This is a genomic window from Bradyrhizobium sp., from assembly GCF_049581145.1.
GTDB lineage: Bacteria > Pseudomonadota > Alphaproteobacteria > Rhizobiales > Xanthobacteraceae > Bradyrhizobium.
The window spans coordinates 1-16,610 of sequence record NZ_JBAURI010000471.1; the positions used below are offsets into that span (position 1 = coordinate 1).

Annotated in this window: 14 protein-coding genes; 2 read left to right on the plus strand and 12 right to left on the minus strand. The window is 62.9% G+C overall.

What is annotated here, in order from left to right; all coding sequences use genetic code 11:
* The coding region (locus WCB02_RS15505; RefSeq protein ID WP_423959250.1) for a dihydrofolate reductase family protein at positions 1-198 on the minus strand (198 nt) is incomplete at its 3' end.
* Positions 199-549: 351 nt separating this feature from the next.
* Between WCB02_RS15505 and WCB02_RS15510 the strand changes: the two genes are divergently transcribed.
* A complete protein-coding gene (locus WCB02_RS15510) occupies positions 550-1,989 on the plus strand; it encodes a hypothetical protein (RefSeq protein WP_423959227.1) in 1,440 nt (479 codons plus the stop codon).
* A 130-nt stretch (positions 1,990-2,119) separates the two neighbouring features.
* Here WCB02_RS15510 and WCB02_RS15515 read toward each other — a convergent pair whose 3' ends face one another.
* The 8 genes from WCB02_RS15515 to WCB02_RS15550 all read right to left on the minus strand — a co-directional run bounded on the left by WCB02_RS15515 (position 2,120) and on the right by WCB02_RS15550 (position 11,361).
* Positions 2,120-2,599, minus strand: a complete 480-nt coding sequence (locus WCB02_RS15515) for a nucleoside deaminase (RefSeq protein WP_423959228.1) — start codon at positions 2,597-2,599, stop codon at positions 2,120-2,122.
* A gap of 44 nt (positions 2,600-2,643) precedes the next feature.
* A complete protein-coding gene (locus tag WCB02_RS15520; protein WP_423959231.1) occupies positions 2,644-3,351 on the minus strand; it encodes an ABC transporter ATP-binding protein in 708 nt (235 codons plus the stop codon).
* Positions 3,348-5,156 (minus strand): ABC transporter permease subunit, encoded by a 1,809-nt coding sequence (locus WCB02_RS15525; RefSeq protein ID WP_423959233.1) that lies wholly within the window; start codon positions 5,154-5,156, stop codon positions 3,348-3,350. The genes WCB02_RS15520 and WCB02_RS15525 overlap by 4 nt, the downstream gene beginning before the upstream one ends.
* Positions 5,157-5,169: 13 nt before the next feature.
* A complete protein-coding gene (locus WCB02_RS15530; protein ID WP_423959235.1) occupies positions 5,170-6,045 on the minus strand; it encodes a branched-chain amino acid ABC transporter permease in 876 nt (291 codons plus the stop codon).
* Positions 6,046-6,064: 19 nt separating this feature from the next.
* Positions 6,065-7,252 (minus strand): ABC transporter substrate-binding protein, encoded by a 1,188-nt coding sequence (locus WCB02_RS15535; RefSeq protein ID WP_423959237.1) that lies wholly within the window; start codon positions 7,250-7,252, stop codon positions 6,065-6,067.
* A 180-nt stretch (positions 7,253-7,432) separates the two neighbouring features.
* On the minus strand, positions 7,433-8,941 hold the full coding sequence (locus WCB02_RS15540) for an amidohydrolase family protein (RefSeq protein WP_423959239.1): 1,509 nt from the start codon (positions 8,939-8,941) through the stop codon (positions 7,433-7,435).
* 18 nt (positions 8,942-8,959) lie between these two features.
* Positions 8,960-10,132 carry an amidase gene (locus WCB02_RS15545; protein ID WP_423959240.1) on the minus strand — a complete coding sequence of 391 codons (1,173 nt, stop codon included), beginning with the start codon at positions 10,130-10,132 and terminating at the stop codon, positions 8,960-8,962.
* Positions 10,129-11,361: an amidohydrolase family protein gene (locus WCB02_RS15550; protein WP_423959243.1), complete on the minus strand. Its 1,233-nt coding sequence runs from the start codon at positions 11,359-11,361 to the stop codon at positions 10,129-10,131. Before WCB02_RS15550 ends, WCB02_RS15545 begins: the two co-directional genes overlap by 4 nt.
* Positions 11,362-11,902: 541 nt before the next feature.
* Here WCB02_RS15550 and WCB02_RS15555 point away from each other — a divergent pair.
* Positions 11,903-12,217, plus strand: a complete 315-nt coding sequence (locus tag WCB02_RS15555) for a hypothetical protein (protein ID WP_423959244.1) — start codon at positions 11,903-11,905, stop codon at positions 12,215-12,217.
* A gap of 22 nt (positions 12,218-12,239) precedes the next feature.
* On the opposite strand, the gene WCB02_RS15560 is transcribed toward WCB02_RS15555, so the two are convergent.
* The 3 genes from WCB02_RS15560 to WCB02_RS15570 form a co-directional block, all read right to left on the minus strand.
* Positions 12,240-12,593 (minus strand): hypothetical protein, encoded by a 354-nt coding sequence (locus WCB02_RS15560; protein ID WP_423959246.1) that lies wholly within the window; start codon positions 12,591-12,593, stop codon positions 12,240-12,242.
* A 43-nt stretch (positions 12,594-12,636) separates the two neighbouring features.
* Positions 12,637-14,181, minus strand: coding sequence for an efflux transporter outer membrane subunit (locus WCB02_RS15565; RefSeq protein WP_423959247.1), 1,545 nt, complete (start codon positions 14,179-14,181; stop codon positions 12,637-12,639).
* A 42-nt stretch (positions 14,182-14,223) separates the two neighbouring features.
* On the minus strand, positions 14,224-16,610 hold a 2,387-nt coding region (locus tag WCB02_RS15570; RefSeq protein ID WP_423959249.1), incomplete at its 5' end, for an efflux RND transporter permease subunit.

The window sequence follows — 16,610 nt, forward strand, 5'->3', positions numbered from 1 at the left end:
GTCAGCCACCGCCGTCCCGACGCCGACAACAACGGCGTCAACCAACGCCCGCAGCCGATGCAGGTGCTCCAGTCCGGCCGCACCATTGATATATTTCGAATGCCCGGTTTCTGTTGCGATCCTGCCATCGAGGGACTGGCCGAGTTGACCGACGATCACGAGATCGTCCACCGTGCCATTCCGAAGCGGCCCGAACAGCTCCGCCCAGGCGTGCGGGAGCGGCTGCGTCCCCTTGCGAAAAACAGTTACGAAGTCTTCCCACGGGTCGGAAGACGCAATGGTTACCGAAGGGAACTCACTATTCTGCACGGACAATCAAGAACATTATATGGCTGCATTATCAATGGGACTATGTGCCATCAGGCGACAAAAATCATCAGGTTTCGACCGGGAATGATAGAGGGGCTATGGTGTTCCACGGAGCACGGTCATGAAAAAGCAGGTGCTCGATGAGGGTCCTGAAATGAATGACGAGCGGACCAACGCCTGAACGTCCGAGGGAGGCAGCAAGCGGGGCAGCAAGCGAAGCATCAAGGAACGCAGCGCCAGATGTCGGCGTTCGCCATCCGCTCCGATTCCGACGCGCTGCGTGCTCTGGCGATCGGTGTGGGGCTGGGCTGGTCGGCCGCGTTCGTCGTGGTCGCGCTCAGCTTCGGCCTCGCGCTGTACGCCGACGGCGCCATGTTTTCCTATGCCGTTGCGGTGGGGGATGTCTGGGCGTTCCACTGGCACAACATCTCTGGCCGCCTTTCCGTCTTCATCCTGACTCTGTTGCCGGCCGAGCTCTATGTTGGGCTGAGCGGAAACCCGAAAGCCGGCATTGCCGTATATGGACTGCTCTTCTATGTCGCGCCGCTTGCGGGGCTGATCGGAACTTTCGCCGCCGACCGTTCGCAGGGCCGCGCCATCTTCGTCTACGCATGTTGTTCGACGGCCGTGCTGTGTCCGTTGATATTCGGCTTTCCGACCGAGATGTGGCTGGCGCATGCCGTGTTCTGGCCGACGCTCGCCGTCTGCCATTACGGCAGGCGGACAGTTGCCGGCACGGCAATGGTTTTCATCATGATGCTGACGCTCGCGTTCACGCATGAAGGCGCGCTGGTGCTTGCCGCCTCCATCGTCGCTGCGCTGGCGCTACGCGGCTTGCGCGACGCATCTTTCCTGCGTGCGGCCGCGGCTCTGGTCGCGGTCTTGGCGATCGCCATCACCGTCAAGATCGCGCTTCCGCCCGATGACTATTACGCCGGCGTGTTTCTCAGAGCGGCGCTGCACTTCTTCGATCCCGGCATCTTTGCAGTCGGCGTGGTGATCCTGCTGCTGGCTACACTCGCCTGCTATGGCGTTCTGCTCCTGCTATTTTCAACCTTGTCGCCCAGTCGAGCCTATCTCTATGCCGCAGCCGTCGTTCTCATCGCGCTCACCACCTATTGGCTGCGGTTTGACCACACGGTCCACGCCAGCAGCCGATATTATCTGCGAACCGCGCTGGTACTGCTGACACCCATATTCGGCGGACTGGCGACATTGATTGCGACGTGCGATCGACGGCTGCCTCCCAGAATCGACGGTCTCAAGCGGGCGATGATATCGCTGCGCGATCGAGCCGCACCCCCGCTCGCCGCGGCGTTCGTTCTCGTGACACTGGTGCACGTGGTCGAGACGGTGAAATTCGTCGCCGGATGGCGAAATTACCGCGCCGCCGTCACGGCTCTCGCGACAGGCGACGCATCCGATCCGGCGCTCGGCGATCCCCGTTTCGTTTCATCGCAACGAATCGCCGCGAGCTTAAGCCAGCTGTCCTGGTTCTCGACCACGCCATACCTGTCCGTGATCGTCGCGAACTTCCGGCCAAATCGGCTCGTCATTGATCCCACCGGGAACTATTTCTGGCTGTCCTGCGCCACGGCGAGGGCGAATGAAAATGCTGTGCGCGCAACCCCAAGGGAAGGCCGCACTCTGATCCGGATCTATTCGTGCCTGCATCGTTAGATGCGGCTGGCCAAAATCTTCGCCGCATTGTTATGGACCGAGACCGACAAGACCATCGAGGGTCCTCCGGCCTGATCTGCAACGGCCGCCATCCTGCGCGTGAGGCCAGCACCATGGCGACTCATTGACTCTAGAACGCCACTTTATCCGGCTTGGAGACCCACGCTTCGTAGACCGCACGCGCGTCGCCGGCCAGTTCGCGGTTTTGCACCATTGGAATGATCTGCCGGTTGGCGAGTGGCCGCGCCAGCTCCTCGTAGAATGGTTCGTCGCCCAGACCGATGTCACGCGAGTCGTCCATCGACAGGACGTAATAGGCCCGGTCAAGCCGCGCCCACAGCATGCTGGACATGCACATGCAGCACGGTGCGCCGTTGGTGTAGAGCTCACAGCCCGAGAGGTTGAAGGTCTTCAGCGTAGCGCTGGCCCGACGCACTGCCAGCAGTTCTGCGTGAGCGGTAGGATCGTTGCTGGAAAGAACTTCGTTGTGAGCTGCGCCGACAATTTCACCATCTCTCACGATGACCGAGCCGAATGGCCCGCCATGTCCGGTCTCCATGCCCTGTCGCGCAAGTTCGAGAACCCGGCGCATGAATTTGGTATCATACATCTTCATCTCCCCGTCGTCGTCGAATCCGACCCGAACCAACAACCCTACCCGCCGAGAAACGCCCGCTTGACTTCCTCGGTATCCCGCAACGTCGACGCGGTGCCTGCCAGCACGATTTTGCCCACTTCAAGGACATAGGCCCGATCGCAACAGACCAGGGCCTTGCCGACATTCTGTTCGGCCAGCAGGACCGACGTGCCGTCGCTGACGATCCCCCTGATTCCGGCGAGCACCTCATCCGCCAGCTTGGGCGACAGTCCGAGCGATGGCTCGTCGAGCAGCAAAAGGCTCGGCTCGCCCATCAGCGCACGACCGATCGCGAGCATCTGCTGTTGACCACCGGATAATTGCCACCCGAGCGACTGCTGCCGCGTGGCCAATTGCGGGAACAGGCTGAAGGCGCGATCAACGCGGCGCGCACGCTCGGCCTTGCCGGCGAAGATCGCAACCTCGAGATTCTCGCGCACCGAGAGGCCCGGAAAGACGCGCCGCCCCTCCGGCGAATAGCCCAGTCCCAGGCGGATTCGTCGTTCCGTGCGCATATTCGTGACATTGCGGCCGAGAAAGCGCATCGCCCCGCTCTTCGGCCGCAGGAAGCCAACGATGGATTTGAACAAGGTCGATTTGCCGGCGCCGTTCGCCCCGATCAGCGCCACGGCCTCACCACGTCCAACCGACAGCGTAGCGTCCTTCAGCGCAAAGACCGGCCCGTACCAGACGCAGAGCCTGTCTATTTCCAGCAAGACGCTCATGGCATGCCTGCCGCGATCGGGAGCGGTTCGGGCGTCCCCGGTCCGAGATAAGCCTCGACGACCGCGGGATCGCGTCGCACAACATCGGGCAACCCGGCTGCGATGACCTTGCCGCGATCGAGACAGATCAGGCGTTCGGCCAGCGCCGCCAGAAACACCAGGTTGTGCTCGACGACGACCACGGTGATTCCATCAGCGGCGATGGTCTTGATCCGCTCCGCAAGATCGAGCTGCTCCTGTTCATTGAGGCCGGCAGCCGGTTCATCGAGCAGGACCATTGCCGGCCCCGTCGCAATTGCGCGAGCCACTTCAACACGCCGGCGCGTGCCGTATGGCAGCGCGCCGCAGGGCTCCATCACCGCAGAAGCGATGCCCAGCCGTTCGGCCGCAGCGAAGGCAATCCGGCGCGCCCGTTCGAGCTGGCGGTCGTGACCAATCGTCGAGAGCGCCTTCAACACTCCAGCGCCATCAATGCCTGCGCGCGCGAGCGCGATGTTGTCCAGCGCGCTCAGCTCATCGACCAGATGGATATGCTGAAACGTGCGCGCGATGCCCCCTTTCGAAATGACATGGGCCGGCGCGCGCGTGATGTCATCGCCGCGAAAAGTCACTTGTCCCTCGTCACAGGTGTAGAGGCCCGAAATGACGTTTAGCAGTGTCGTCTTGCCCGAACCGTTCGGTCCAATGAGGCCTACGATCTCACCATTGCGCAAATCGAAGCTGACACCGTCGAGGGCGCGGACACCGCCAAAGCCGAGCGTCACGCCGTGCACGGCGAGAATCGGATCATGGAAGGCAGCGGCGGCGGCCCGGGGTGCGGGCTCGGAGACTGACGGCTGTTGCGGATTGGACGACGGCCCGAACAGCAGCGCGCGCACCCGCTCGAGCGCGCCGACAAGGCCGTAGGGCGCGAGGATGAGAACCGACAGCGCCGCAAGTCCGTACGCGATCATGTAGTAGTTTTCCAGCACTCGAAACCGTTCGCGGAGATAGACGATCAACAATGCTCCCAGGATCGCTCCCGCGATGCGAGTACGACCGCCGATCACGGTCATGGTGAGACAGGTCACCATCAGGGCAAGATCGAGGTTTTCAGGCGAAACGACATGAATGACATGCGCCATGAGTGCGCCGGCAGCGCCTCCATAGGCCGCGCTGAGAACAAAGGCGGTGAACCGAAGATGGGCGATGTTCAGCCCCAGCGCAGACGCCGCGACGCGATCCTCGCGCATGAGATGGAACGCCAGACCATGGAGCCCCCGTGTCACCTGCCAGACGATCAGGCAACCGATCACAACCACACTCCAGACGAAACACAACATCGAGCGGCGGTCAGACAGAACGTGGCCGGCGAACTCAATCGGCGGAATGCCGGGCAGACCATTGGTGCCCCCGGTGATGTCGCTCCACTGGACGGCGAGCAGCAGCACCACCAGCCCGATGCCGAGCGTCGCAAGCGAGAAATAGTGTTCCTCGAGCTTCAGCACGGGGATGGCGACGACGACGGCGAGCAGCACGGGACCCGCGATCGACAGCGGGAACGTCACCAGAAATCCTGCGCCGAAACGCGTGGCGACGATGCCGGTGATGTAGCCGCCCAATCCGAAAAAGGTTGCCTGCGCCAGCGAAACGGCGCCGGCATGACCAAAAATGAACTGGAAGCCGATTACGAGCAGCGCATAGATCCCACACAGCGTCAGGATGCGCATGTCATAGGGGGTCGCGAAAAACAGCGCGTAGACGGTGAGCGCGGCTGCCGCAAGAACCAAAGGGAGCCGAATGCCGGAAAGAAGCCAGGACAGCAAAACTGTCATCCCTTCAGGCGCGGCGCTGGACGCGCTCGCCAAAGATGCCTTGCGGACGGACAAAGAAGATGAGCAGAAGGGTGACGTAGAGCAGGCCCGTCGCTGCCGCATAGGACACGTAGGCCGACACCACGACCTGAAACAGCGAGATGATCATGGCGCCGATCACGGCGCCGGCAATGCTGCCCCACCCGCCGATGACAACGGCGATATAGGCATATAGGCTGAGCGGGATCCCACCGGTCGGATAGACGAAGAACTGATTGGCGAGCAGCGCGCCGGCGATGCCGGCCAGCGCCGTGCCGAGACCAAACGTCGCTGCGATCAGCCCGAAGGCCGGGATGCCGACGGCCTGCGCCATCTGGCGGTCTTCGGCCGTCGCGCGCAGCCGACGGCCGATCTGGGTGCGGGCAAACAACAGATATTGCGACACGATGAGGATCGCCGCAACCGCTATCGTGCCCATCGCCTGTATGCTGATCTCGATCCCGCCGACATGCGCGATGCCGCTTTTCAACAGCGGCGGCGCCGCATGCGCTTGAGGGCCGAACAACACGACAAACGCATTTTGCAGGATGATGCCGCACAACAGCGTGCTGATGAACACCGTCGATGGTGGCCGGTTGATCAAAGGGAAATACGCCAGCAGCGCCAGCGCGACGCCGAGCACGAACATGATGGCGGCGACCAGCGGCAGCAGGACGATGGTCGGAACCGCGACCAGCGAGCCGAGGCCGACGGCGGCATAGCCGCCGGCCATCACCAGATCGCCATGGGCAAAGTTCACGACACCGGTCGCATTGACGATGAAGACAAAGCCGAGTGCGACCAGCGCGTAGGCTGCGCCAAGGGCCAGGCCGTTGATTACGAGCTGCAGAAGCGTAATCACGGCCGGGCCATCAGCGCGCTCATTTCAGCACCATCTCCGAGCCGGCATAATGCGCGACGATTTTCGGGATGCGGCTGCTACCGTCCCAGCAGACGATTTCGGCATCGTGGGACAGATCGCCCTTGCCGTTGGACTTGTACGTCATGGCGATGCCTTCATAGGTTTCCTTCTGCAGGGCTGCGCGCAGATCCTCAGGCGTCTTGGCGCCCTTGGCAATCAGCGTCAGCGCCATCATCACGCCGTCATACTGGCCGAGGGCAAGACCGTCGGGCTCGAGACTAAACCGCGCCTTGTAGGCGTCGGCCCATTCCTTGATCTTGGGCGTCGCGCGCGTTTCAGGCGCCGACGGCGTTTCGGCGCAAACCCCCTTGAGCTCGGCCGGCTCGAACAAAGCCGTCGCGGTCGGTTCGACGATCGAGGAACTGTTGATGATCGGCAGCTCGATGCCGGCGGCCCGGGCCTGCTTGACGATCAGCGCCATGGGCTCCGCGACCGAATGCACCACGATCGCGTCTGCGCCCGACGCCTTCACCTTGGCGAGAAGCGGCGACATGTCCTTGGTGTCGGGCGCGATCGTGGAGTCCTCATAGACAGGCGTGACGCCGAGCTTGGTGAAGTCCTCCTTGAGCAGGGCAAACCCTCCCTGCCCGTAGGCCGTGGTGTCGCTGATCAGCGCGATCTTTCTCTTCTTCAAAGTCTCGACCACATAGCGGGCGTGCGCGACCTTGATCTCGCGGTCATTGGGCAGAAACCGGAAGATATAAGGATTGCCGCTCTCGGTGATCTTGGCAAGGCCGGAAATGGTCAGGAGCGGAACCTTGTATTCGGCAGCGACCGGCATCATCGCAACCATCTCGGTGCCGAACACCGATACCGCCGCTGCGATTGGCCTGCCGTCGCTGAGGGCCTTGTCCAGCGCGGTGGCGGCGCCCGTGGCCGACGTGCCGGTGTCAAAGATCGGATAGTCGACGCTCTTGCCGCCCGGGGCGTGCTCCAGCGCCATCACCGCGCCGTTACGCTGGCTGCCGCCTTCGACGGAGAGAAAGCCCGTGATCGGCATCACGATCGGCAGATAAGCGTCGGCAGCCTTGGCAAGTCCAGGCGACATGACGACGACGCCGAGACCGAGCAGCGCTACGCGCCCGCCTCGCCAGTATCGTCCGCGATGCCGCGAGGTTGCAGAGCCGCGCAGTTCTGATCTTTTCATATGAGCCCCGTTGCTCCGGCCGGACACCGTTGTCCTGCACTCAACTGCTAATAAAAATCATTTCCTGCTAGGAATATTGGCTTGGGGCATTTTTCCTGTCAAGGGCAAAGCACCGGCGACGACGACCGGCTCTGGCGGTCGCGGACATTTTCCGCGACCACGGTTTCAACCGCTACTTGTTCAGGACTCGCGCGGCAATCCCAGCCGCTCCACGTGATAGGATTCACAAGCCAGGTTGCGACAGAAGTGCCCCACGATCGATTGCAGGTCCTTTGCGAAGGATCGCATTGGTGTATTGGCGGCGAACAACCGCTCGGCGGCATTGGCGGCGTCAAGGCGAAGCTTCTTTTCATCAATCGTCGTCAGATGGCCGCGATCAAGCACCATGCGGCCGCCGATCATCACGCTGTCGACCGCTCCCCCGTTCTCGGTGAATACGATCTGGGTGATCATGTCGTGGCACGGCACGTAATTGATATGACAGAGATCGAGAAAAACGATATCGGCCTTGAACCCGGGCGCGATCTCTCCGACCACGCCGCCAAGCCCCATGGCGTGCGCACTGCCGACGGTCGCCATCTGCAGGACTTCGTCGGCGCCCAGCCACTGCCCGAAATCATGCGTCTGCACCCGCGAGATCAAGGCTGCCAGCCGCGTCGATTCGAACATGTTGAGCTGGTCGGAGCTGTTGGCGGCATCGGTCGCGATGCCGACATTGATGCCGCGATCCAATGCCGGTCGCAGGTGCGCCAGCCCGGAGCCGAACCGCATGTTGCTCACCGGGGCATGCACGATCGACGCGCCATTGTCCGCCAGGCGCCCGAGATCGTCACCATCGAGCCAGATCGCATGCGCGGCGGAAAAATGCGGGCCGAGCATCCCGAGCTTCTCGATATGGGCGGTCAGGGTGCGGCCGTATCGGCGCAAACCGATCAGCGCCTGCGTTTTGGTCTCGGCAAGGTGGGTCTGCAAGGGCAGATCATAGGCGCGGGCGAGATCGCGGCAGCGAACGAGAAATTCGTCACTGCAATGCAATGGGATGGTCGGCGCGATGGCGGGACGAATCATGTCCCGGTCGAACGGCCAGTCGGCGTAGATCGCCTCCAGCGCGTCGGCGCTGGCCTCATATGGCGCAAGCTGGAATGCGGTCAGCTTCGCCCGCAGCAGCTCGGGAACGTCGTCGATCAGGTTCGGGTAGGCCTGATACAGGGACTTGTCGGCCAGCATGGGCGCGATCACGGCGCGGATGCCGGCGTCCTGATAGGCCCGCCCAACGGCCGCCAGACCGTCACGGCTCGGCATCGGAAATTCGAAGAACAGGTCGTAGCAAGCCGTGCAACCCTTGCGGATCATCTCGACCGCCGCCACCAGGCCGTTGAGGTATTTGTCCTCGAGGGTGCGGTTGCCTGTCATGCCCGGCATCGCATTGAGGAACAATTCGAGCGGCCAGCGGTCGCCGACCAGGCCCTTGGCGAGGGTCCCATGGCCGTGCACGTGACCATTGACCAGTCCCGGCATCATGGCGCGATCCGACGCGTCAATGACCCGCGCGTCCGGCGGGGCTTCCATGCCGGCGACGCCGACCGATTGTATCCGATCGCCTTCGATCAGGATGTCGGCCGCGGCGGCTTCGCGCCGGCGCACATCGACGAGACGCCCATTGCGGATGATGGTGAAACGGTCCGCCATGCGATCAGGATCGCCGCGTCATGCGAAATGATCCGCGGTCCATTGCAGCAGCGCGCGATCGAAACCGCGCGGGGCGATCAGCGACAACCCGATCGGGCAGCCGTCGAGGGTTGCGACCGGCAGATTGATCTGCGGCAGCCGCGCCAGACCCGCGATCGCCAACAGCGCAAAGGCGCGGGCGCGAAACGCCTCAAGCTCCTGGGCCGGCGTATTCAGTTTCGGCGCAATGCCGGGGGCGGTCGGCAGGCAGAGCAAGGCATTGCCGTCGAGCAGCCGCGCGAGCTGCTGCGCGACCATCTCGCGCTTCGGCTTGGCCTTCGCCACCTCGTCCGGATCGATGGTTTGCGTCCACTGGAAACTTTCGCGGATGCCGGGCCCAAACTCAGGCCTGTGGCGATTGATCCAGGCCCAGTGAAACTGGCGGATTTCGTCGCCCTGGAGAATGCGAAACAGCGCTGACCACTCGGACGGATCGCCGGTGTAGACATTGACGTCGCGCACCGTCCGAAAGGCGGCCTTCACTTTGGCGATACCTTGCTGCAGCGCGCCGACAATCGCCGGGTCGACCGCGCCGAAGGCGTCGGCGGCGATCAGGAGCGATGTCGGCGCCGACGACGCCGACGCCGGCAGCAGAACATCGCCGACCTGCTGCATCAGGCTTGCGGTCCGCGCGAACCAGCCGACCGTATCGAAACTCGCCGCCAGTGGCACGATGCCGTCCGCAGCAATCAGGCCGTGGCTGGTTCGAATGCCGTAGATGCCGCAATAGCTGGCGGGCAGGCGTACGGAGCCGCCACAATCCGTGCCCAACGCGAAATCCACCAGCTCACCCGAAACCGCCGCCGCCGAGCCGCTCGATGAGCCGCCCGGGATACGACCCATAGCCTTCGGATTGGTCGGCGTGCCGTAATGCACGTTTTCGCCGTTCAGGCTGTAGGCGAGTTCGTCGGTATGCGTCTTGCCCACCATACGCGCGCCGGCATCGAGCAGAAGCTGCACGCTCGACGCCGTCTGCTGGGCCGGCAGGTGGGTCTCGAGCCAGACCGGATTGCCGTTGCCGGTGCGATGGCCGGCGATGTCGTAGACGTCCTTGACCGCCATCGTGAGCCCGGCGAGCGGACCCGCGCCGCTGCCGCCGAGCGCAACATGGGTATGACGGGTGAATGCGTTGAGGGGATCGTGCGCTATCATTGCGGCCGGTGCAATCTGGCGGGCTGACGCGATACGGTTTGCCGGCCGCGCTTGAAGGCGTACAAAACCGGCGTCAGCTCCGCCACGGCCATCGCCGGTTCGATCGCATCCAGCACGATCAGATCGGCGGATTTGCCGACCGCAACGCCATAGTCCTTGAGGCGCATCAGCTGCGCCGGCCGCTGCGTCACCATCTCGAAGCAGGCGTTCATGTCGGACTGCTTACCGACCTGGCAGATATTGGCATACAGATTCGCCATGCGAAGCGGCGAGCAATCACCAAATGGCGTGAACGGATTGAGGATGTTGTTGCTCGACAGCGTGCAGTTGACGCCGTGATGCAGCAGCTTGTGCGCCGGCACGACGCCGCGCGGCACATTGTGGTCGTGCGTGTGGTTGCGGCCCATCAGAAACAGGTCGGTTGACGGCAGCACCGTGAGGGTCACCCCCGAGTCTGCCAGCCTCTTGGCCGTCGCCTCGAAGGCGGCCATCGACAGGCTGGTGACCTTGGTCACATGGCCGATCGCGACCCGGCCACCATATTTGTGCTCATCGGTGCGGCGGCAGACATGCTCGAGATCCATGTTGTCGGCAGCCGGACCAAAATCGAGATGCATGTCGATGTCGATATCGAATTCGCGGGCCATCTCGAACACGCGATCGATCTGACCGGGCGGATCGCTGTCGGTATAGGGCGCGCCGCCCACCACGCGACAGCCGCGCTTGAGCGCTTCCATCATCAACTCGTCGGTGCCGGGATTGTTGAGCAGGCCCTCCTGCGGAAAGACGCAGATATCGAGGTCAATGGCCCAGGCGTATTCCCTGATCAAAGGCAGCACGCCTTCGAGACTGCGCAACCCCACACCGGGATCCACTTCCAAGTGGGTGCGCATGTGCGTCGTGCCCTGAAGGATGGCCTTCTCCAGGGTGCGTTTGGCGCGCGCGTAGACATCGTCGGGCGTGAAAGCAAGCTTGGCCTTGGCGCCTTCCGCGATTGCCTCCTCCAGATCGCCACGCTCCGACTTGCAGCGATCGAGAATGCAGGATTTGTCGAGGTGAATGTGGGTCTCGATGAAGCCGGCGGAAGCCAGCCTGCCGCCGAGGTCGATAGTCTCGCCTTCGGCAGGCAGGTCGGCAGACAGCGCGACGATCCTGCCTTGGTCGATGCCGATATCGGTGAGGCTGTCCCCCATTCCGACCAGGCGCGCATTTTTGAGAATGAGATCCATGGACCCTTATCCTGTTGATGTCTTCCGCAGGGGGTCGATCAGGTGGCCCACGCGCGACCGTCAGGCCAGGTCCGGAGCCAAGCCCTCTTTGATGGAAGTCGGCGGATGATCAGGAAGTTTTTCCTGGTTGTCAATTACATGTCCTGGGAGGAACAACAGGCTCGCCCGCGAGCCGTCGCTGCGGCCGGGAGGACGGTTTCTCGTGCGCGCCCGCGTACGGATTCCCTATTGACGAAGCGTTGCCACTCTCCCGAAATTCTGTGCCATCGTCGGTATAAGAGCTGCCAAAGCATGCCTCCGACAGGGCCGTACAGCACGCATCTCGCGTTGAGGAGAACAAACGATGAGCAATCCATGTACAATGAAGGAAGAGCAGCGGAGGCAGCCTTCTGATTACGGAATCGCAATGAGCAGACCGCATACAGGTCAACAACGCTGACAGGCGATGGAACGTTTATTGCTCTTGTTATTGCGTCGCGATGAGCGGTAGGTTGGTTCTGCCGCAAATGCGTGCGGTAGCATATGAACCGGGATTTGGCCCATGGTGGCCAACAGGGAATCCAATCCGAAGCTCTCATTCCCTCTGAAGTTTGCGGGTTTGGCCGTTCGTGGTCTGTTTTTGATGGTCCTCGTTGCCGTCACTGCCCGCGCCGCCAGTCCCCAGGTCGAAACGATTTGGTCGGTGTTCGAGACTCCCGGCGATCTGATTCGCGTGGTCGTGGGCTTTGTTGCCTGTGCCTGGTTCGCCGCACATATTTTCATACCTCCCAGGGACCCCGCCGCGTACAAGACGTGGCTCTATCTCGGTCCCGCGCTTCTGCCGTTCGCGCTGCTGTGCGCCGTGGTGGTTTGGTAAGCGCGCGCCCGATCGGCCGCACTCAAGGAAATATCAGGGCGCTGAGGTTTGCAGATAGTCCCGAACTCAGGCTTGCGGGGTCGCAAGGCACGATCAGCCGCTGACCCTGCCGCGGCGGCGGCATCTGCCACGGGATGAGTTTCACGACGGAGGTCTCGAACGGCGGCGTGCCCGGCGCATTGACCAGGAGCGTGGCCTTGACCAGATTCTGGAAGATCGGCGCACCTGCCAACTCCTCGGAGTGCAAAACCTCAATATGGCAGCTGACGCGCCCATTCTGCGGCTGAATGATTCCAGCACGCCGGCTTTGGTCGGCGGCGCTGGCCGTGCTTGTGACGCCCAGACAAAGCGCCGTCACGGTGACCAGTTTTTTCAAGGCCGGCCCGCTTCTCTCAAGCATCCTCCAACCCCGCTTCATCCTAATTCGCCGCCGAGGCGGCCTCCTCGCCCATCGCACAGTCCCGCCAGACCCGTGTCGAGCACGTCACCGGCCAACCGCCGCCGAGCGCCATGAATAAAGCGGCGGTATCGGTCAGCCGGTTGGCTTCAGCCTGCACGCGAATCACCGATGCGGTCAGATAGGTCTGCTGCGCATTGAGCAGCGAGAGCAGATTGACCTGGCCGGCATTCAATTGCTTCTGGACGATATCGAGGCTTGCCTTTGCAGTATCCTCGGCGTGGACCGCCGCCTGCAGCGAGCGCGCATCGGCCTGCAGCGCCCTGAGCGCATCGGCGACGTTCTGGAACGCGGTGATGACCGTGGCGCGATACTGCGCTTCGGCCTGGTCGAGCGCAGCTTCCGCCGACCTCTGCTTGTTGTAAAGCGTGAAACCGTCGAAGATCGGCGCAGTGGCGCTCGCCGCCAGGGTGTAGAAGCCGGTCCCCGGCGCAAAACTCTGGGCGAAATTGTAGCTGTTCGACCCGCCATTGGCTGACAGCACGAAATTGGGCAGGCGCGCGGCGATCGCGACGCCGACCCCGGCGCTCGCCGCGTGCACGTTGGCTTCCGCCGCCCTGACGTCCGGGCGCTGATCGACCAGCTTGCTGGGCAGGCTGATCGGCAGGTTCGCCGGCAGCTTGAGGTGGGCGAGGTCGAATTTCTGGGTGATCTCGTCGGCCGATAGCTGCCCGGCCAGGGCCGTCAGCAGATCACGCTGCTGGGCGACCTGCTTGTCAAGCGGCGGCAGCAGCCCTTCCGCCGCCGCGAGCGCGGCGTCTTGCTGCAGCACATCCGCCTGCGCCGCCTGACCGGCGTTGAGCTGACGCCTGAGGATCTCGAGTGAATCGCGCTCGATGGCGATGATCCGTTTGGTTGCCGCGATCTGTCCGCGCAGCGAGGCCTCCTGGATGGCAGCGGTCACGACATTGCTGGTCAAAGTGAGATAGGCGGCCTCAAGCTCGAACATCTGGTTCTCGGTCTGCGCGTCGAGATTCTCGACCGCGCGCGCATTGGCGCCCCAGACGTCGGGCGCATAGCTCACCGTGAGCTGGTGGGTCACGAGCGTATATTCGGATTGCTGTCCCTGTGTCGGGACAGGAGGCACCTGGCCGGGATTGGAAATCAGGAAATCAGCGGAGGTCGAATTGCCGGTGACCTGGGGGAAGAACAAGCCGCGCTGCGCCAGGGCGTTGTAGAACGCGACCTTGATCGCGCCCTCGGCTGCCTGCAGGTTCGGATTATGGTCGACCGAGTCCCTGACCAGATCGTTGAGCGGGGGCGACTGAAACGCGGCCCACCATCGGGCCGACACGTCGGCTCCGGTGACGAAGCGTTGGCCGGCGATCCGCGGGCCGTCCCGGCCGGCACCGGGCGACGCCAGCTTCCCAGGCAAATAGCCATCGACGGCCGGCGCCGGCTCGGGCGAAAAATTCGGCCCGACCGCGCAGCCCGACATGGCGCAGGCAAGCGCTGCCGCAAACGAGCCGCACAACGTCCGTCTCGCTCCGCGGGCATTTTTCAACATCCGATCAATCCACGCCAGGAGCCAATCATACGCGCCACCCGGTCATGTTTCAAAGCCGGCTTCGGGACTTGGCGCCGCTTCGGGCTCGGAGGTCCGCAATTCGTCGTTTGCCAGGAATATCCGTCGCAGCGCGGGCGCGACGACGAGCAGCAGCAGCGGACCGATGAACATCCCGCCGACGACGACGGTCGCCAGCGGCCGCTGCACCTGGCTGCCGATACCATGCGAGATTGCTGCAGGAAACAGCCCGACGCCCGCCGACAACGCCGTCATCAGCATCGGACGCATGCGCTGCTCGGCGCCGTGAAACACGGCCTCGGCGATGTTCATGCCCTGGATCCTGAGCTCGCGGTAATAAGTGATGTTGAGAATGCCGTCCATCACGGCGACGCCGAACAGCGAGATGAAACCGATCGCCGCGGAGACGCTGAAATCGAGGCCGGCGAGATAGAGCGCGATCAAGCCGCCGCCGATCGCGAAGGGAATGCCGGCGACCGCGAGCAGGCTGTCGCGCAAGGAATTGAACAGACCGTAGAGCAGGACGAGAATCAACAGCAGCGTAATTGGAACCACGATCATGAGCCGCTGCTTGGCATTTTGCAAATCGTCGAACTCGCCGGCCCACAGGATCTGGTAGCCGTTCGGCAGCTTGACCGCCTTTGTGACCCGCTCCTGGGCCTCTGCGACCGTGCTGCCGAGATCGCGCCCGCGGACGCTGAACTTGATCGGAATGTAGCGCTGGCTGCGTTCGCGATAGATGAAGGACGCCCCGGTATCCAGCGAGATATCGGCGATCTCACGGAGCGGCACATAACCGTTGGTGCCAGACGGCGTCTGGAAGGCGATCTTGAGGTTGCGGATCGCGTCGACGCTGCTGCGGTATTTGGGATCGAGCCTGACAGCGAGAGCGAACTGCCGGTCGCCCTCGAGCACCGTCGTGGCATTGGTGCCGCCGAGCGCGGCCTGCACCACGGTATTGACGTCGCCGGTATTGAGCCCGTAGCGCGCCGCCTTGTCGCGATCGATCTTGATGTCGAGATTGGGCTGTCCGAGCAGATGGAAGATGCCGAGGTCGGCCACACCCTGCACCTTGCTCATCTCGGCCATCACCTGCGATGAAAGCTGCTCCAGTGTCGCAAGGTTCGGTCCGACGATCTTGACCGAATTGGCTCCCTTCACGCCCGACAGCGCCTCCTCGACATTGTCCTGGATATATTGCGAGAAGTTGAAGCCTATTCCGGGCAGCGCCTCGCTGAGTTCCTTCTGCAGTTGGTCGGTCAACAGCTCCTTGGTCAAATTGGGCGGCCATTCGTCGAACGGTTTCAGCGGCGCGAACAGTTCGACATTGGAGAACGGCGACGCATCGCTGCCATTGTCGGGACGCCCGTGCTGGGACACCACTGTGATGACCTCGGGATGCCGCAGCAGGATTTCCCGCATCTTGCGGGTTGCCTCAGTCCCGGCATCGAGCGACATCGTGGGCGGCATCGCCGCCCTGATCCAGAAATTGCCCTCCTCAAGCGCGGGCAGAAACTCGCTGCCCAGCCGCGATGCGGCAAAAAAACTCAAGACGAGAAAGACGACGCCGAGCGTGACCGCGAACTTCACGTTGTCGAGCGCCCAGCGCAGCACCGGCGTGTAGCTCGCGCGCAGGCCGCGCACGATGATCGTCTCCACCTCCTCGATATGTCTCGGCAACAACAAGGACGCCAGCACCGGCGTCACCGTGAAGGTTGCAAGCAGAGCACCCGCCAGCGCATAGCCATAGGTGCGCGCCATCGGTCCGAAAATCTGCCCCTCCACTCCCTGCATCGTGAACAGCGGCACGAACGCCGTCACCGTGATTGCCGCCGTGAAAAACACGGCCTTGTCGACCTGCAGCGCACTGACGAAGATGATGCGCAGCCGCTCGGTCCAGCGCTGGCTCGTGGTGGTCTGTCCCGTCACCGATGTCGGATCAGTCCCCCAATAGCCTTCGGAGAGATGATGCAGCAGCGTCTGCCGATGCTCCGGAGTGGATTGGAAGTTGCGGTAGATGTTCTCCATCATGATCACCGCGGAATCGACGATGATGCCGAAATCGACCGCGCCGAGCGAGAGCAGGTTGGCGTCCTCTCCGCGCAGCACCAGGATGATGATGGCGAAGAACAGCGCAAACGGAATGTTCATCCCGACGATGATCGCGCTGCGGAGATCGCCTAGAAACACCCATTGGATGAAGAAGACGAGCAGGCAACCGAAGATCAAGTTATGCAGAACGGTGTGCGTGGTGATGGCGACCAACGAACTGCGATCGTAATAGGACACGATCTTGACGCCCGGCGGCAGGCTGCCGTCCGAATTGAGCTTTGCGACCTCGGCCTGCACCTTGGGGATGATGTCGTTGGTGTGCTGGGTACGCCCCATCACGACGATGGCCGCCGCGATAT